The sequence below is a fragment of the Pelobacter seleniigenes DSM 18267 genome (assembly GCF_000711225.1).
GTDB classification, from domain to species: Bacteria; Desulfobacterota; Desulfuromonadia; order Desulfuromonadales; family Geopsychrobacteraceae; genus Seleniibacterium; species Seleniibacterium seleniigenes.
In genome coordinates, this window is the sequence record NZ_JOMG01000002.1 from 713,283 (window position 1) to 728,949 (window position 15,667).

A 15,667-nucleotide genomic window follows, 5' to 3' on the forward strand; every position below is an offset into this window, starting at 1 on the left:
TGCCACAGCAAGGGCGAAGAGCCTTACCGGTTACCCAAGACCTCCGGATTGGCAATATTTTGCGGATTCCCGGCGGCAAAACTGACCAGGTTGGCAAACGCCGCCTGAAAGTAGAGTTCGTAACTGCCCTGCTCCACATAGCCCAGGTGAGGGGAGCAGAGGACATTGGGCAAAGTCAGGAGCGGTTCCTGGTCCGGCCGGGCTGGTTCCTGGTCGTAAACATCCAGCGCCGCCGCACCGGGACGCCCGCTTTGCAGGGCTCGATACAACGCCCCGTCACTGATAAGCGCCGCCCGGCTGGTATTGACCAGCAAGGCATCCGGTTTCATCTGCGCCAGGTCGGCCAGGGTCACACAGCCACGGGTCTGGTCATTGAGGCGCAACTGCAGGGAAAGGATATCGGCCGTGGCAAAAAATTCAGCCTTGCTCGCGGCAATGGAAAACCCATCCGCCAGCGCCCGCTGGCGGGACGGCTCCCGCCCCCAGATCAGGACATTCATTCCGAAGGCTTGGCCATAGCGGGCGATCCGCTGGCCAATCTTACCGTAGCCCCAGATTCCCAGGGTCAAGCCTTGCAAGGTCCGGCCCAGCCCCAGGCTGCCGGAATCCTGCCAGCGCCCCTGTTTGCAATTCTGCACATAGGGAACGATATGCCGGCTGGCCGCCATGATCAGGCTCCAGCACAATTCCGCCGGCGCCACCGGCGAGCCAACCCCTTCAGCCACGGCGACCCCATGGGCGGTGCAGGCCTGCAGGTCGAGATGGTTACTGAGCTTACCGGTCTGGCTGATCAGCTTCAGGTTGGGTAATTGCGCCAGCAGGGCCGCGTCAATGGTCGTGCGCTCCCGGATCAGCACAAGAGCGTCCTGGTCACGCAAGCGCTGCACCAATTCAGCCTGCGAAGCTGGGGCAGAACAATAGACCGTCGGCGTATGCCCCTGGAGCAAGGAGTAGCAGGCAAGATCTTTGACTACATTCTGATAATCATCAAGAATCGCAATTTTCATGACCACCCCGATTTATCGCGGGAACATTGCAGTCCCGGTTGGCAATAAAATGATCTTCAGCAAAACAGCTGTTCACAATGGGGCTATCATTCACAATTGTTGTCATTTCAGCAAGAACAATGATGATTATCCGGTCAAAAGGGCACGTGTCCGCCGACAGCTCACTGTGTTGTGGACGGTGCTTGCTGCAAGGTTGGCCGAAGCCCCTTCTTTTCCAGGGCAGTCACAACCTGGCGGGCGGCCTGTTGCCCGCTGAAGGGTCCAACCGTCACCAGGGTGGTCGGCAATTTGACCCGGGTTTCTTCAAGGCTCAAGGTCAGCCCTTTTGCTGCCAGCCGCTGTTGTTCCCGCTCGGCTCCAGCCCGATCAAAGAATGACCCGGCATAGGCCCGGTAGCCGTCCACGCCATGGGGCAGAACAAAGCCGTCCGCTCCGCTGCCAGCCAGTTGCTCCAACGCGCTCTTGGCCGGACCGAGACTGGAAAAATCTCCCAGCACCAGGCGGATCACGAACTGGGAATGAGGCTCCCCTTCGGCCTGCTGGGGTTGCAGCCCGGCCGCTCTGATCAGCCGCCGCACCCGCGGCAGTTCCGCAGCAATGAACTCGCCAATGCGGAGTCGATACGCAACCGCTGCGGCTGGTGCTTGGGCAGCCACAGCCTTTACAGCCGGCTCCGCTTTTGCAACGGATTGGCCGGTCGCCGCCGGTTTGATCTCCTGTTCGAGAGAAGGTTTATTATGCTCTTCCTTTTGCTCTTCGGCAGCATTTTTGAGAATCGCCTGGGTCACCTGCTGGGCGACCCGGGCAGAGGCGGCGGACTGTTCCGGGGTGGCTTCTGGAGTCGCCGCGGAGACCGTAGCGACCGCCTGCTCAGCACTGGGAAAACCGCGGGGTTCGGCGGTCAGATCCTCGGGGTCGGCCGTCTCAATATGGATATCTTCCCGTTCCAGCAAAACTCCGGCATCCTTCCACAGCAAGGCCACAGCATTGGCGAAATCCTCGAGGGCTGCCACCTGGCTGTTGCGGGCATAAAGCAGGTCGCTTTCCGCATCGAGCAGGTTCTGGACCGTCGACGTTTTACGGGCCAGACTGGCACGGTAACGATCGAGCCGCTGTTGTGCGCTCTGCACCGCCTTATCAGTCACCTGAATCTGCACCCGGGCAGAAATCAACGCGCGCATATCCGCTTCGATATAATCGCGAATTTTCCATTCCGTAGCGGTCAAACGGCTCTGCAGCTGCCGGGTGCGTAACTTTTTCATCCGGTAATCGCTTTCGGCGGCGGTATTGCCCAGCGGCATACTGAACTGCAGCCCGGCTGACCACCAGCGCCCCTTACCCTGGCCCATCTGGTCGACGCTATCACTGAAACGATCATCCAAACCACGTACCCCGCCGCTGGCGGTGATCCCCAGGTTCGGCAGCAGCTTGCGTTTGCTGACTCGCTCGCGCAGTTCGTTCGCTTTCAGGTCCAGCCGCAATTGCTTGAGCTCTGCATGCTGCTCCTGGGCCAGCTCAATTGCCTGATCCAGGGTTTCCATCGGCTCTTCCCGGGAAGGGGGGTCCACCGGGATAAGGGTGGTTTTATCCGCCACGCCGATCAGGTAGCGCAGTTTTGCTTCCTGATCCTTGATTGCCCGTTCCGCATCAACCAGCTCTTTTAAGCGCTGACTGATGGCGTATTCGGTATTGGCAATTTCCACATCCTGTTGTTCACCCGGGGCATCCTGACGTTGAATGTTTTCCTTCAGCTGCCGGGCCGAGTTCAGGGCATCTTCCTTTGAGTCCAGCACCTGCCGTAAAGTAAACAACCGGTTATAGGCTTTTATCACCGAGTAAACGGTTTCACTGACCGAATCCCGGAAATCTTCCAGGGAGGCTTTATGGTCGTACTCTGCCAGGGAGATGTTCAGTTCCATGGTTTCCCGACCAAAATTTTTCAGCAACGGCTGATAGATGGAGATGCCCACAGAGGTATACCAATCGGTCCAGTCATCATCCGGGAAATCAGAAACCGGCTTGGTATAGCCGGCCCGGGCCGAGGCCGTGACACTACCGCCGGTGGACAGGTATTGGGTCAGCCCCAGTGACGAGGAGGTATCTTTGGTGCCATAGGTTTCTCCGGTGTAAAAGGTCTGCCCGTGATTGGCCGAGAAACTCAACACCGGATCATAAATACTCTGGCTACCTTCCATGTCCGCCGCCGCTAAAGATGAATCAAGGGCATCGACACGCAAATCGAGATTGTTACTGATGGCCATGCCCAGGGCCACCTTGAGTGGCAGGTTGACACTCTCGGCAGCACGGGCCGCTCCACCTGGCGCGACCGATAAGAGCAGCACCAGAGCGCACAGCAGACGAAGACAAGTCTTGGAAACAGATCGTATTTTCATATTTTTATAAAGAAGCCCTCCCCGAAGGGAGGGCTAAAGTGACTATTAAAAGAGTCATTAAAGAGCGTTTATCGCATCAATCTCTTCTTGAGTCAGATTGACCCGTCCGCCAAGGTGGCTGGCCGGAACATTGGCGCCGTAGTTACTCTGGCCGTGACAACCGGCACAGTTTTGGTTGTACAGCGCAGCACCGTCCAGGGCCGGGGTCGGATCAGGCACCGGAGTCGGGTCAGGCACCGGGGTAGGATCGGGAGTCGGAACCGGGACCGGAGTCGGATCGGGGGTCGGAACCGGAGTAGGATCAGGAGTCGGAACCGGGACCGGAGTCGGGTCGGGAGTCGGAACCGGGGTTGGATCGGGAGTCGGCACCGGTACCGGAATGGGATCAGGAGTTGGAACCGGAGTCACCCCGTCATCATCATCACGATCAGAATTCCGATCATGATCGTCATCCCGGTCACGGTCATGCCGCCAGTTGCGATGATCATAACTGCGACCCTGCTCATATCGATCGTATCTTCTGCTCTTTTCATAGCGGCTATCCCGATCATCATCGGCGAAACCGGTGGCAATAAAGGTTGTCAGCAGTAAAAGAGCAATTCCAAGAATAGAAACTATTTTTTTCAAATCACTTTGCATTTCACTTCTCCATTTAGTTGATTCTTTTGCGATATCCTTCTTCTTCAATCCAAACGATAATGTGACATTCCCAGTTCTATCGACACGACCTCCTTTCGTGAAATACCCCGCTTTTTCAGCGTCCGGACACAAAAAAACCGGGGCCGATAATCTGGTCGATATTTCGGCAACCCGGCTGTCTCAAGGAGACCCTGTGGGCTTTCCGCCCCACCCTTGCGAGTGGTTTAGTATTGTCGTCTATCGTTGGCAGTGAACGGTGATGACCAATAAAAAACCGGGTCACCGCATATCAAAGTCGATATTTCGGCAACCCGGCTATCTCAAGGAGACCCTATGGGCTTTCCGCCCCACCCTTGCGAGTGGTTTAGTATTGTCGTCTATCTCCTGCAATTTTTCGGAGACCTTAAACGAACTAAAAAAAAACAGTCAACACATTTTTTTACAATTAAACAACAGACAAGAACTAAGCGTTTAAAATAACAAGAACAATAGCTTATATTTTTTTTAAAGAAGATTAATTCCCGTATGTATTGGTGGGATTATCTATAGAAATGTTTCAGCGCATTAAAAAAGTTAATTTTCTATACCAAATCAAATTCAGTGAAGAACACATATGGAAGGTAATAAATGACGCTATTTTCATAAAAAACCATTGTAAAAGGGAGTTACCATCGTAAACCACAATTCTTATGTGACTTTTATTTATATTTTACCGTAGACTTATATGCGTATAAATATTTTTCATATAAAGATATTCTTCAAAAATACCACTCATGTGAATTATAGTCATATTTATCATTTTACATCGAAATCGGAGCTGACATGAAGCTGTTCCTGGTCATTTTCCTTCTCACCTATGCCGCCGTTCACACCCTGGTGTTCTGGGGATTCTACCCTCTGTTCCAGAATCATTATGCTCTGCCCGGCCTGCTGGGAATCTGGATGGCAGCCATGATTGCCGCCCCCATCGCTGTTCGCTTGTGCGAACGGCAGGGTTTTGAGTCCCTCGCCCGCGGCCTGGCATGGGTGGGATACAGTTGGATGGGCGGGGTTTTTATCGCTTTCAGCCTGTTTGCGGTTATCGCCTGCGGGGATCTACTTATGAAGCTGGTCAGTTGGCCGGTTCCCGCCCTGACCCGTTACTCTGTCCACAGTGCTACAAGCGCAGGAATAGTGCTCTTTCTGGTGGTCGTCGGGAGCTGCTACGGCCTTTACGAAGCCCGCAACCTGCGCACTGAAAGGGTCACCCTGACGTCCTCAAAGCTGCCACCAGGCACCAAGCCCCTGCGCATAGCCCAGATTTCCGACCTGCACCTCGGCTTGATCCACCGGGACGAAACCCTCGCCCCGATCATCGCCCGGCTGCAGCAACTCGAACCCGACCTGCTGGTCGCAACCGGAGATATCGTCGACGCCCAGATCAACCACCTGGAAGGCTTGGCAGAACTCTGGCAGAAGTTGACAACACCACTGGGAAAGTTTGCGGTCACCGGTAACCACGAGTACTATGCCGGCCTTGATCAGGCCCTCGATTTCCTCGGCAAGAGCGGCTTTCGAGTCCTTCACAACGAGAGTATCGAAGTCGGCGATTATATAAAACTGGCCGGGGTCGATGACCCGGCCCGAGGCAACCAACCTGCTGAAGAAAAGGCCCTTGGCAGTCCCTCAGAACGTTTCACTCTGCTGCTGAAACATCGCCCAGCGATAGAAGACAACTCTGTAAATGGCTTTGACCTGCAACTGTCAGGGCATACCCATCGCGGGCAAATCTTCCCGTTCAACCTGCTCACCGGATTGCAATACCCCCGCCAGAACGGCCTTTACGCTCTAGCCGGCGGCGCCCACCTCTACACCAGCCGCGGCACCGGCACCTGGGGCCCACCCATGCGGATATTCTCTCCTCCGGAGATCACTCTGTTTGAGATCGTGGCTCAGGAGTAGGAAAATTGATAAAAATTACTGACCTTAACCAAATAAAGAGAAGAGAGTGGAACCGCGAAAGAAAGTTAATAAACAGGGAGCGTTCCTCGTTTTCCCTGAATATTTCCACAGATTCTGCTGACCAGCCATCGCGAGAAAACCCTTCTCGCACTCCGGACGGGGTTTTCTCGCGATTCAGGCAAAAGCAGCAGATCGTTAAAGTGGCTCGGGATTACAAAGGTTAGCGGCAGAGTGTGTTTGAGAGCCACAATTTCCGCAGACAAATTGTGGGTTGTTGAAAAGCTTATCGATCTCAGGATTGGGACCTTCATTTTTCAACTGACAAGCCGTCATTTCGCTATAATCTTTGTCGCTCGCTTTTTTATTTTCTGTCATGTGCTTTCTCCTTCCCGCTCTCGCAGACATTTCCTTCATTTTAGCGTGAAGCTGTCTTGACGCACAAGTTTGAGGAGGTTTATTCCCATTCAGCAGTTCTTCTGTTTCATGCGCGGCCGATCAGTATTCGATGGGTCTTTCATTGAACGAGCTTGATGAATAAACAGCGTAGCAGGGTGAAAAAATTGGCAGACCTGGCATGAAATTAAAATTTTAATAGAAACTGCCGTTTTCAAGAAATATCCTACCAATTTGGTTATAATAAAATATAATTGTTTTCCGTCTTTCTCATAAGGCGCTTCCCTTCTTGTGGCAGCATCTCTGCCAACACTCCTTTGAACTGCTGCTCGTCAGGTTGGTAAAGGAGTGACAATATGGCACAAAACATAACTCAAAAAATCATCTCGGCTCACCTCGTTGAAGGGCAACTTGTCCCCGGCGAAGAAATTGCTATCCGTATCGACCATACCCTTCTTCAAGACGCGACCGGAACCATGGCTATGCTTGAATTCGAGGCATTGGGACTTGATCGTGTCGGAGTCGACCTGGCCACGCAATATGTCGATCACAACCTATTGCAAACCGATTTCAAGAATGCGGATGATCACAAGTATCTACGCACCGCCTGTGCTCATTACGGGGTACATTACTCGGAACCGGGTAATGGTATTTCGCATATCGTGCACATGGAACGTTTCGGTCGGCCAGGGCTGACCATGCTGGGTGCCGATAGCCATACTCCGGGAGCGGCAGGGGTTTCGATGCTGGCGATTGGCGCGGGCGGGATGGATGTCTCCTTAGCAATGGCCGGATATCCTTATTATTTCCCCTGCCCAATAGTTCTTGGGGTCAAATTGACGAATCGTTTGTCCGACTGGGTCAGCGCGAAAGACGTGATCCTGGAAATGCTCAGGCGCTATGACGTCAAAGGATGCGTCGGCAAAGTGATTGAATATTTCGGCCCAGGAGTTGAAACACTCTCAGCCACTGACCGCATGACGATCGGCAACATGGGGACTGAACTGGGTGCAACCTCAACAGTTTTTCCTGCAGATGGACGAACCCGGCAATGGCTTGAATCTCAAGGTCGGGGAAAAGACTGGAGCGAACTTACCGCCGACCAAGGCTGTTCCTATGACGAGTACGATGAAATCGATCTGTCAAGTGTTGAACCACTGATCGCCTGTCCGACATCGCCGGGCAACATCAAGCGGATTGAGGAGGTTGCGGGAACTAAGGTCGATCAGGTCATCGTCGGATCCAGTGTCAATGGCAGCTATCGGGACCTGATGGTTACAGCCAAAATCCTGGAAGGAAAACATTCCGCAGGAGGTCTATCATTACATGTTAATCCAGGGAGTCGGCAGGTACTCGAAAATGTCGCAGAGAGCGGCGGTATCATGCCGCTGTTACTGGCAGGAACGCGCATTCATCAATCCGGCTGTTTGGGGTGTATCGGCATGGGCCAGGCGCCAGGCACTGATGAAGTAAGCCTACGGACTTTCCCGCGCAACTTCCCCGGCCGTTCCGGGACCAAGAGTGACAAGGTTTATCTCTGTTCCCCGGAAACTGCTGCCGCCTCGGCTCTCAAAGGGGTCATTGCCGACCCGCGTGAGTTGGCCGAACAGATGGATTATCCGCGCATCAGCGACCCGAACAATTACCTTGTCGATACAAGTTCCATTGTTTTCCCGAGTCCGGAATCGATGCAAACCGAAATTCTTATGGGTCCGAACATCATGCCGTTTCCGGAGTTGGACGCCTTACCCGAAACCCTGGACGCTAAAATTGTGCTGATTGTCGAAGACAACATCTCAACGGATACGATAATGCCCGCAGGAAGCAAGGTTTTGCCATTACGCTCCAACATTAAGGCCATCAGCGAGTATGTCTACTACCAGATTGATCCAGATTTCCACAAGCGCTGTCGGGAATACCGGAATGCAATTATCATTGGCGGAGAGAACTACGGACAGGGGTCCAGTCGAGAACATGCTGCGCTGGCCCCGCGCTATCTTGGAGTACGGGCCAAAATTGTCAAAAGCTTCGCCCGTATTCACAAAGCCAACCTATGTAATTTCGGGATCCTCCCCCTGACCTTCAAAAACCCCGGGGATTTTGAACGAGCATCACAAGGAGCCCGGGTCGAATTGCCGGATTTGCGGAAAATCATCGAACGCGGTGGAGTTGAAATCCCAGTTTTGATCGATCAGCAGGAAATTATCACACGACTTGAGGTTTCGGATCGACAGCGTCAGCATCTATTGGCCGGTGGAGTCTTGAATTTCGTTAGAAACCAGATAAAAGAAGCCTGAATGGAGGGGCACATTTCCCCCAATTGAACAGCACTGTTTCGGACCTGAGCCCGAAACAGTGCTTATTTGACTTCTGCAGACGGTCAGGCTGTCGTCTCCCAGTTGATGACATCGACGGGACAGACGCTGTCACAGCTTCCGCAATCGGTGCATGTTTCTTTATCGATAACATGCACATCCCCCTGTTCACTGATCGCATCAACCGGACAAACTTCAGCACAAGCACCACAGTTGATACAGCCTTCGTCGATCCAATGAGTTCCCATGTAGTCCTCCTTGAATAAATAGTTTTATTTTTTAGAAACCTACCCCATTTCAACAAGATTCCAATTGAAGAAACAAGATAATGACGATCACAACATCGTGTACCTTGGCTTTGTCACCACGCTACCCGGGTGAACCGGGTAGCGCTTTTTAATATATTGATCATCCAAGAATCTGTTTGAGGTCCTCTTCTGCCGTGGTAATCGGTCCGATATTGTAATTTTCGACCAGGAAGTTAAGGACGTTCGGAGTCACAAAAGCAGGCAATGTCGGACCCAGTTTAATATTCTTGATACCCAGGTGGAGCAGCGTCAGCAGGATAGCAACCGCTTTTTGCTCGTACCAGGACAGGACCAGCGACAATGGCAGTTCATTGACGCCGCATTCAAAGGCTTCGGATAATGCCAAAGCGACCTGAATAGCACTGTAGGCGTCGTTGCACTGGCCGACGTCGAGTAGACGCGGGATTCCACCGATATCACCCAGGTCCATTTTGTTAAAGCGGAATTTGCCACAGGCCAGGGTCAGGATCACGGTATCCTTTGGAGCTTTTTCAGCAAACTCAGTGTAGTAGTTCCGGCCGCTCTTGGCGCCATCGCAGCCGCCGACCAGGAAAAAGTGCTTGATGGCACCGGCCTTGACTCCTTCGATAACTTTATCGGCCACACCGAGGATAGCGTTATGGCCAAAGCCAGTGAGGATTTCCTGCCCCGGATTCTCTTCAAAACCATCGCACTCCTGGGCTTTCTTGATGACTTCCGAGAAATCAAAGCCGTCGATATGTTTGACGTCAGGCCACTGCACCAGGCCCCAGGTGAACAGCCGACCCTTGTAATTGTCGGCAGGCTTCTGGATGCAGTTGGTGTTGAAGATAATCGCGCCCGGAAAATCCTGGAATTCCTTGTACTGATCCTGCCAGGCCCCGCCGAAGTTGCCGGCCAGGTGTGCATATTTCTTCAGTCCCGGATAGCCATGGGCAGGCAACATCTCACCATGAGTGTAGATATTGATACCGGTCCCCTCGGTCTGTTTGAGCAGTTCTTCGAGGAACTTGAGGTCGTGACCGGATACCAGAATGGCTTTGCCAGCCTTGGTGCCGAGTTGGACCGGTGTAGGAACCGGATGACCATAGGCAGCAACGTGAGCCTGGTTGAGCAGTTCCATGGTCAGATAGTTGATTTTTCCTGCTTCCAGGGCCAGGTTGACATTGGCCATCAGATCAAGGCTGTCGTCAAGTTGCGCGGCCAGAGCCTTATGGGTGAAGGCGTAGATTTCATCCGCTTCCTTCCCCAGAATACGGGCGTGATCCGCATAGGCTGCGTAGCCTTTGATGCCGTAGGTGATCAGTTCGCGAACTGAATGAATATCGTCATCAACGGTATAATCCTTGACCCCGTGCAGTTCACCAAGCTTGACTTGTTCGGCAATACTCTCCGGAAGATTCCAGCCCTGAGCCGCTGCGGGGATTGTTCCTGTGACAGGGCCGGCCATTGTTTTGGCCTTATCGCGCAAACGAACTCCTTCAACAATAAAGCTGGAAACCGCCTCGGCAGAAAAATCAACATTGGTGACAGTCGTAAACAGACCGTCGATCATAAAACGATCAATTTCGTTATCTTTAGTGCCCATTTCCCTGGCTTTGTTGGCCCAGAAAGCAATGCCTTTCAACGTATAAACCAGTAAATCCTGCAGGGCGGCAACATCAGGCTGCTTGCCGCATACACCGATCACAGTGCATCCAGTACCTTTTGAGGCTTGCTCACATTGGTAACAGAACATCGACATGCTGGTATCCTCCTTTGGTTTTGGTGTTTTTTCCGGCTCTTTCTTGCCAAATAAGATCTAACAATCTATTCCGCGAAGGGGCTAAAGAACACTGCTCTCTGCTTCGATATGACTCCGAAATCATGACATGGGGCTAAAGACGATTGCTGAAATCTGTTCAGTTTCATCTGTGGTGACCTTTTGGGCTGCGGCTTCCATGTTGCCAACGAAGTGACAGTCCCGATCATGCTCGATAAGCATGGCTTTTATGGGAGGATGTTTCTCTGGCATGCCATTTTTGCCTAAATCAACGAACAAAACGCCCTCTTTCTTGGCATGGTGGAAGTGGTCCGCGAAGTTTTGCGAATAAAAGTCTACCGTATCAAGGGAAAAGGTCCAGTTCCTGAACGTTCCTTTTTCCACCAGAGCTGTAGTTTGTCAACCAAGGCAATCATTGCTGCCAGCTTATCGACACAAGGGCTGCTGTCACCCAATTTCGGGCAGACGTTGACCAGAACCCGGCCTTTGATGTAATCACGATGGAATTCAGTGTAGAAAAATGAAGTGTTTTCTTATGACTGGAATTCGTTTAAACGTCAAATCTCATCAAGAGACTTGAGTAGAAGGAATTCCACTTTCACCCTTTGGAATACAGTCCCAAAAGGGGAAAGTGGAATTGGATTTTTTAATTACTTCATTCATCCTGATCAGTTGCCGGCTTTATTTATTTCCAACATCCTCAAAGAACAGATCTGGAAAGCTATTCCACGGTCACGCTCTTGGCCAGATTCCGCGGCTGATCAACGTCCGTCCCTTTGAGCACGGCGACGTGATAGGCCAGCAGCTGGATCGGGATAGAGGTTAAAATCGGCATCAGGTCGTCGTCGAGTTCAGGCACCTGAATCAGGGCCGAGACCTGCTGTCGCAAGCGTTCGTCGGTGCCGCTGGTAATGGCGATGACAATCCCACCGCGAGCGCAGACCTCCTGCATATTGGAGACGACTTTGTCGTAGGTTGCGTTCTGCGGCACCAGCACCACAACCGGCAAATTTTCGTCGATCAGCGCGATGGGGCCGTGTTTCATTTCGCCAGCCGGATAGCCTTCGGCGTGGATATAGGAAATTTCCTTGAGTTTGAGGGCTCCTTCCAAGGCAATGGGATACTGGTTGCCACGCCCCAGATATAAGAAGTCCCGAGCATTCATGTAATTTTTGGCGATATTCTCGATCGAGCCATCCAATTCCAGAACCTCTTCCACCTTGCGCGGCAGGGTGAGCAGATCGGTTATTTTCTGCTGACAGCCCGCTGCGCTCAGCTGGCCGCGCACCCGCCCCAGTTTGAGGGCCAATAGATACAGCGCCACCAATTGCGTGGTAAAGGCCTTGGTGGAGGCAACACCGATCTCCGGCCCGGCATGGGTGTAAATCACGGCATCGCTTTCCCGGGCTATGGATGAATCGACCACATTACAGATACAGAGCGTCTTCCCCCCCTTGCTTTTGGCTTCGCGCAGGGCGGCCAGGGTATCGGCGGTTTCGCCGCTCTGACTGATCAGCACGGTCAGGCTGTTGGCAGCGACGATGGGGTCGCGGTAACGGAATTCGCTGGCGATGTCGATCTCCACCGGAATCCGCGCCAGTTTTTCCAGATAAAATTTACCGACCAGCCCGGCATGCCAGGAGGTGCCGCAGGCGATCACGAAGATTTTATCCAAACCGGCCAGATCCTCCGCGGTCAGATTCAGATCTTCCAGGAAAACGTCCCCTTCGTCCAGCTGCAGCCGGCCGGCCATGGTATCAGCGAGAGCACGCGGCTGCTCGTAAATTTCCTTGAGCATGAAGTGCTTGAAGCCGCCTTTTTCAGCCATCAGCGGGCTCCAGGTAATGGTCTTGCTCTGTTTTTCCAGTAGCGTGCCCTGCAGATCGGTCACCCACATTTTTTCCGGGGTAAAGACCGCCACTTCACCGTCTTCGAGAAAAATCATTTCCCGGGTGTGCGACAGCATGGCCGGGATATCGGAAGCAACTAGATATTCCCCCTGCCCCTGGCCGACCACCAGTGGCGAGCCAAACTTGGCGGCGATGAGTTTATCCGGCTCCTGCTGGCAGACGATGGCCACGGCATAGGCGCCTTTCACCTGGCGCAGGGCGGAACGGACCGCTTCCTCGAAATCGCCACAGCGGCGATAATGCTCATCAATGAGATGGGCGATAATCTCGGTATCGGTTTCCGAGCTGAACTGGTGTCCAGCCTCGACCAATTGCTCTTTGAGCTTCAGATAATTTTCAATGATTCCGTTGTGAACCACAACGATACCATCAGCTTTGTGAGGATGAGCATTGATCTCCGACGGCCGGCCGTGAGTCGCCCAGCGGGTATGGCCGATGCCTCTGGTGCCCAGGGCCGGCGTCGTGGTCAGGATCTTTTCCAGATTGATCAGTTTTCCTTCCGCCCGGCGAATTTGCGGGGCACCGCCGTTCAGCGTGCAGATCCCCGCTGAGTCATAGCCCCGGTATTCCAGTTTTCGCAGTCCTTCAATAATGATCGGTGATGCTTCTTGCCCACCGATATAACCAACGATTCCACACATGGGAGTACCTTTCGGATGATCAGGATTTTTTTTGTTTACGGGTCCGCCAGCCGGGAACAATTTTCTGCGGTGTTCTGGCCAAAGCCAGGGAATCGGCAGGGACATCCTTGGTAATGGTTGAACCGGCGGCGATCAGGCTGTTGCGACCGATCTTGACCGGGGCGACAAACTGGGTATCGCTGCCGATAAAGACATCATCTTCGATAATCGTCTTGTGCTTGTGGACACCGTCATAGTTGCAGGTAATGGTGCCGCAGCCGAAATTGACATTTTTCCCAACTTCGGCATCTCCGATATAGGTCAGGTGACTGGCTTTGGTCCCCTCGCCGAAAATCGATTTTTTTGCCTCGACATAGTTGCCAATTTTATTTTTCCCAAGTAACACATTGCCCGGCCGTAAATGTGCCATTGGCCCAATTTCACAGAGCTCACCAATGCGGGATTCTTCGATGACCGAACCAGCCTTCAGATGAACCCCGTCAGCAATCACCGAATCAACCACCACGACGCCGGTTTCTACGATACAGTTGCGGCCGATGCTGGTCTTGCCGCGCAGATGCACATTGGGATGCAGGACCGTATCCATACCGATCTCGACCCCGTTATCGATATAGACCGTGGTCGGGTCGGTCATTGAGACGCCGCCCTGCATCAGTCCGGCATTGATCTTCCAGCGCATCAGGACTTCGGCCTCGGCCAGCTGGCAGCGATCGTTGATTCCCATGGCTTCGGTCGGATCCTCAACACACAGGGCACGCGTTTTTTTGCCGGCCGCAACAGCGGCTGCGACCACATCGGTCAGGTAATATTCCTTCTGGGCGTTGTTCTTGTTCAACCCTTTCAAGGCGCCAAGGACAAAGGCCGCATCGAACAGATAGGTCCCGGTGTTAATTTCCGTGACCTGGCGTTGCTGCTCGTCGGCATCTTTTTCTTCGACAATCTGCAGCACCTGTTCGCCAGCGCGGATCACCCGGCCATAGCCGGTCGGATTCGGCATCTGCGCGGTCAGCACGGTCACTGCCGCATCCTCGTGGGTATGGTAGTTGTAGAGCTGGCGGACCGTATCCGCAGTCAACAGCGGGACATCCCCGCACAACAGCAGCAACGGGCCACTGTAACCACGCAGCGCATTGGCCGCACACATCAGCGCATGTCCGGTTCCGAGCTGATCGGTCTGCTCAACCCATTCGATATCAGCGGCGGGAAAAGCCTCGCAGACCTGCTCGGCACCATGGCCGATAACAACTTTCATCTGCTGAAAACCGGCCTGTCGGGCCGCTTCCAGCGGATACCCCAGCATCGGGCTTCCACAGAGCGGATGCAGCACCTTGGGCAGCGCCGATTTCATCCGGGTCCCTTTTCCTGCAGCCAAAATAATTGCGACTAATCCTTTATTCATTCACATCCCCTGGGCAGAAAAACTATTCAGGTTATTAAAAATGGCCATTATGGAATGGCGCTAATTTAAGCAACTCTGCAGTAAACTCGGAACTGTCCCCAGGGTTATCAGGGGCTGTCCCAAGAGTTTGCGAGCATTGAAACTGTCGCGGTTCGCACCGCAAAGACCTGGGACAGCCCCCGTGCGGGGACAGTCCCGGTTTTGCTGCCAGCGACTCTTAAACAAGCTCCATTTTGCACACCATGAGCTTTTTTCAAATCCGGTCAAAAAAATGTGCTTTTCAGCAGTCTGCGCTAAACAGACTAAATATTTGAACATAATATGCGGCTAGTCAAGCACCACGACCGCATCTGCGGATATTTTGTCCGGATATTTACATGAAGTTGACAGTAGCGTATAGTTTTGCAGCCTAGGGGGTTCTTTTTTATGAATGATCGTCGTTCGATAGCGCAGGAGCTGGATGACATCCAGCAGGAAATCAAAGAGCTGGAAATACTCTATGAGCAGTATTTTGCCGGTCTGGAGCGGCGTGAGCCATACCAGAAACGCAAAGATGTCGCCCGCCGCCTGCGCCACTTTACCAACCGGCATATTGTCTGGACCGATCTCAAGTTCCGTTACCAGGGCCTGGCGTCTCGCTTCATGTCCTACGGCCAACATTGGGACCGGATCTTGCGGCTGATTGACGAAGGGAAATACCACCGTCATCTCGCCAAAATAAAGAAACCCTCCGTGGCCCAGAATTCCACTCATTCCTCGGGCGAACAGGACGAAGCGAGCCAACTGCAGCAGCAACTCAAGCAGGCCCGGCAGGCCTGCGGAATCGGCGGGGAAACACCCAGTGCCGAGAAAGTAGCCGCATTTCTCGCCTCGCAGCGTGAAAAAATCCGCGAACGCTACGGCGACAAGCCGATTCAGTTCAGTATCGATACCAGCGACGGCCGCCCCCGCATCAAAGTCAGCCTGAAGAAGTAAGCCCA

12 protein-coding genes and 2 riboswitches are annotated in these 15,667 nt (G+C 53.2%); of the genes, 3 read left to right on the top strand and 9 right to left on the bottom strand.

Translation table 11 applies throughout. The annotated features are described in order from the left end of the window. Positions 1-23 precede the first annotated feature (23 nt). The 3 genes from N909_RS0105935 to N909_RS25595 all read right to left on the bottom strand — a co-directional run bounded on the left by N909_RS0105935 (position 24) and on the right by N909_RS25595 (position 4,039). Positions 24-1,007: a D-2-hydroxyacid dehydrogenase family protein gene (locus N909_RS0105935; protein ID WP_029912846.1), complete on the bottom strand. Its 984-nt coding sequence runs from the start codon at positions 1,005-1,007 to the stop codon at positions 24-26. Positions 1,008-1,168: 161 nt separating this feature from the next. After that, positions 1,169-3,400 carry a TolC family protein gene (locus N909_RS24475; RefSeq protein WP_051689566.1) on the bottom strand — a complete coding sequence of 744 codons (2,232 nt, stop codon included), beginning with the start codon at positions 3,398-3,400 and terminating at the stop codon, positions 1,169-1,171. Positions 3,401-3,457: 57 nt separating this feature from the next. Continuing rightward, a complete protein-coding gene (locus tag N909_RS25595; protein WP_051689567.1) occupies positions 3,458-4,039 on the bottom strand; it encodes a c-type cytochrome in 582 nt (193 codons plus the stop codon). Positions 4,040-4,201: 162 nt separating this feature from the next. Next, positions 4,202-4,278: riboswitch (cyclic di-GMP riboswitch) on the bottom strand. 63 nt (positions 4,279-4,341) lie between these two features. Then, a riboswitch (cyclic di-GMP riboswitch) is annotated at positions 4,342-4,418 on the bottom strand. A 443-nt stretch (positions 4,419-4,861) separates the two neighbouring features. Here N909_RS25595 and N909_RS0105955 point away from each other — a divergent pair. Beyond that, positions 4,862-5,980: a metallophosphoesterase gene (locus tag N909_RS0105955; protein ID WP_029912857.1), complete on the top strand. Its 1,119-nt coding sequence runs from the start codon at positions 4,862-4,864 to the stop codon at positions 5,978-5,980. Positions 5,981-6,175: 195 nt separating this feature from the next. On the opposite strand, the gene N909_RS23680 is transcribed toward N909_RS0105955, so the two are convergent. After that, positions 6,176-6,355, bottom strand: coding sequence for a hypothetical protein (locus N909_RS23680; RefSeq protein WP_036682938.1), 180 nt, complete (start codon positions 6,353-6,355; stop codon positions 6,176-6,178). 374 nt (positions 6,356-6,729) lie between these two features. Between N909_RS23680 and N909_RS0105965 the strand changes: the two genes are divergently transcribed. Next, positions 6,730-8,670, top strand: coding sequence for an aconitate hydratase (locus N909_RS0105965; protein ID WP_029912859.1), 1,941 nt, complete (start codon positions 6,730-6,732; stop codon positions 8,668-8,670). Positions 8,671-8,753: 83 nt separating this feature from the next. On the opposite strand, the gene N909_RS0105970 is transcribed toward N909_RS0105965, so the two are convergent. From N909_RS0105970 to glmU, 5 genes are all read right to left on the bottom strand, one after another. Continuing rightward, complete coding sequence (locus N909_RS0105970; RefSeq protein WP_029912862.1) at positions 8,754-8,936, bottom strand: DUF362 domain-containing protein; 183 nt, start codon at positions 8,934-8,936, stop codon at positions 8,754-8,756. 160 nt (positions 8,937-9,096) lie between these two features. Then, positions 9,097-10,713: a hydroxylamine reductase gene (hcp, locus tag N909_RS0105975; protein WP_029912866.1), complete on the bottom strand. Its 1,617-nt coding sequence runs from the start codon at positions 10,711-10,713 to the stop codon at positions 9,097-9,099. Positions 10,714-10,839: 126 nt separating this feature from the next. Beyond that, positions 10,840-11,121: a hemerythrin domain-containing protein gene (locus N909_RS23685; protein WP_051689569.1), complete on the bottom strand. Its 282-nt coding sequence runs from the start codon at positions 11,119-11,121 to the stop codon at positions 10,840-10,842. 337 nt (positions 11,122-11,458) lie between these two features. Next, entirely contained in the window at positions 11,459-13,288 is a 1,830-nt protein-coding gene (glmS, locus tag N909_RS0105985) for a glutamine--fructose-6-phosphate transaminase (isomerizing) (protein WP_029912869.1), read from the bottom strand. Between the two features lie 19 nt (positions 13,289-13,307). Continuing rightward, positions 13,308-14,687 carry a bifunctional UDP-N-acetylglucosamine diphosphorylase/glucosamine-1-phosphate N-acetyltransferase GlmU gene (gene glmU / locus N909_RS0105990; RefSeq protein WP_029912872.1) on the bottom strand — a complete coding sequence of 460 codons (1,380 nt, stop codon included), beginning with the start codon at positions 14,685-14,687 and terminating at the stop codon, positions 13,308-13,310. Positions 14,688-15,113: 426 nt separating this feature from the next. Between glmU and N909_RS0105995 the strand changes: the two genes are divergently transcribed. Next, complete coding sequence (locus tag N909_RS0105995) at positions 15,114-15,662, top strand: MXAN_5187 C-terminal domain-containing protein (protein ID WP_029912875.1); 549 nt, start codon at positions 15,114-15,116, stop codon at positions 15,660-15,662. The last annotated feature ends 5 nt before the right edge of the window (positions 15,663-15,667 follow it).

Excerpts from the sequence above, each read along its gene's own strand:
- N909_RS23680 (WP_036682938.1), bottom strand. The coding sequence starts at position 6,355 with ATGACAGAAAATAAAAAAGCGAGCGACAAAGATTATAGCGAAATGACG.
- N909_RS0105935 (WP_029912846.1), bottom strand. The coding sequence starts at position 1,007 with ATGAAAATTGCGATTCTTGATGATTATCAGAATGTAGTCAAAGATCTT.
- glmU (WP_029912872.1), bottom strand. The coding sequence starts at position 14,687 with ATGAATAAAGGATTAGTCGCAATTATTTTGGCTGCAGGAAAAGGGACC.
- N909_RS25595 (WP_051689567.1), bottom strand. The coding sequence starts at position 4,039 with ATGCAAAGTGATTTGAAAAAAATAGTTTCTATTCTTGGAATTGCTCTT.
- N909_RS0105965 (WP_029912859.1), top strand. The coding sequence starts at position 6,730 with ATGGCACAAAACATAACTCAAAAAATCATCTCGGCTCACCTCGTTGAA.
- N909_RS0105995 (WP_029912875.1), top strand. The coding sequence starts at position 15,114 with ATGAATGATCGTCGTTCGATAGCGCAGGAGCTGGATGACATCCAGCAG.
- N909_RS0105955 (WP_029912857.1), top strand. The coding sequence starts at position 4,862 with ATGAAGCTGTTCCTGGTCATTTTCCTTCTCACCTATGCCGCCGTTCAC.
- glmS (WP_029912869.1), bottom strand. The coding sequence starts at position 13,288 with ATGTGTGGAATCGTTGGTTATATCGGTGGGCAAGAAGCATCACCGATC.
- hcp (WP_029912866.1), bottom strand. The coding sequence starts at position 10,713 with ATGTTCTGTTACCAATGTGAGCAAGCCTCAAAAGGTACTGGATGCACT.
- N909_RS0105970 (WP_029912862.1), bottom strand. The coding sequence starts at position 8,936 with ATGGGAACTCATTGGATCGACGAAGGCTGTATCAACTGTGGTGCTTGT.
- N909_RS24475 (WP_051689566.1), bottom strand. The coding sequence starts at position 3,400 with ATGAAAATACGATCTGTTTCCAAGACTTGTCTTCGTCTGCTGTGCGCT.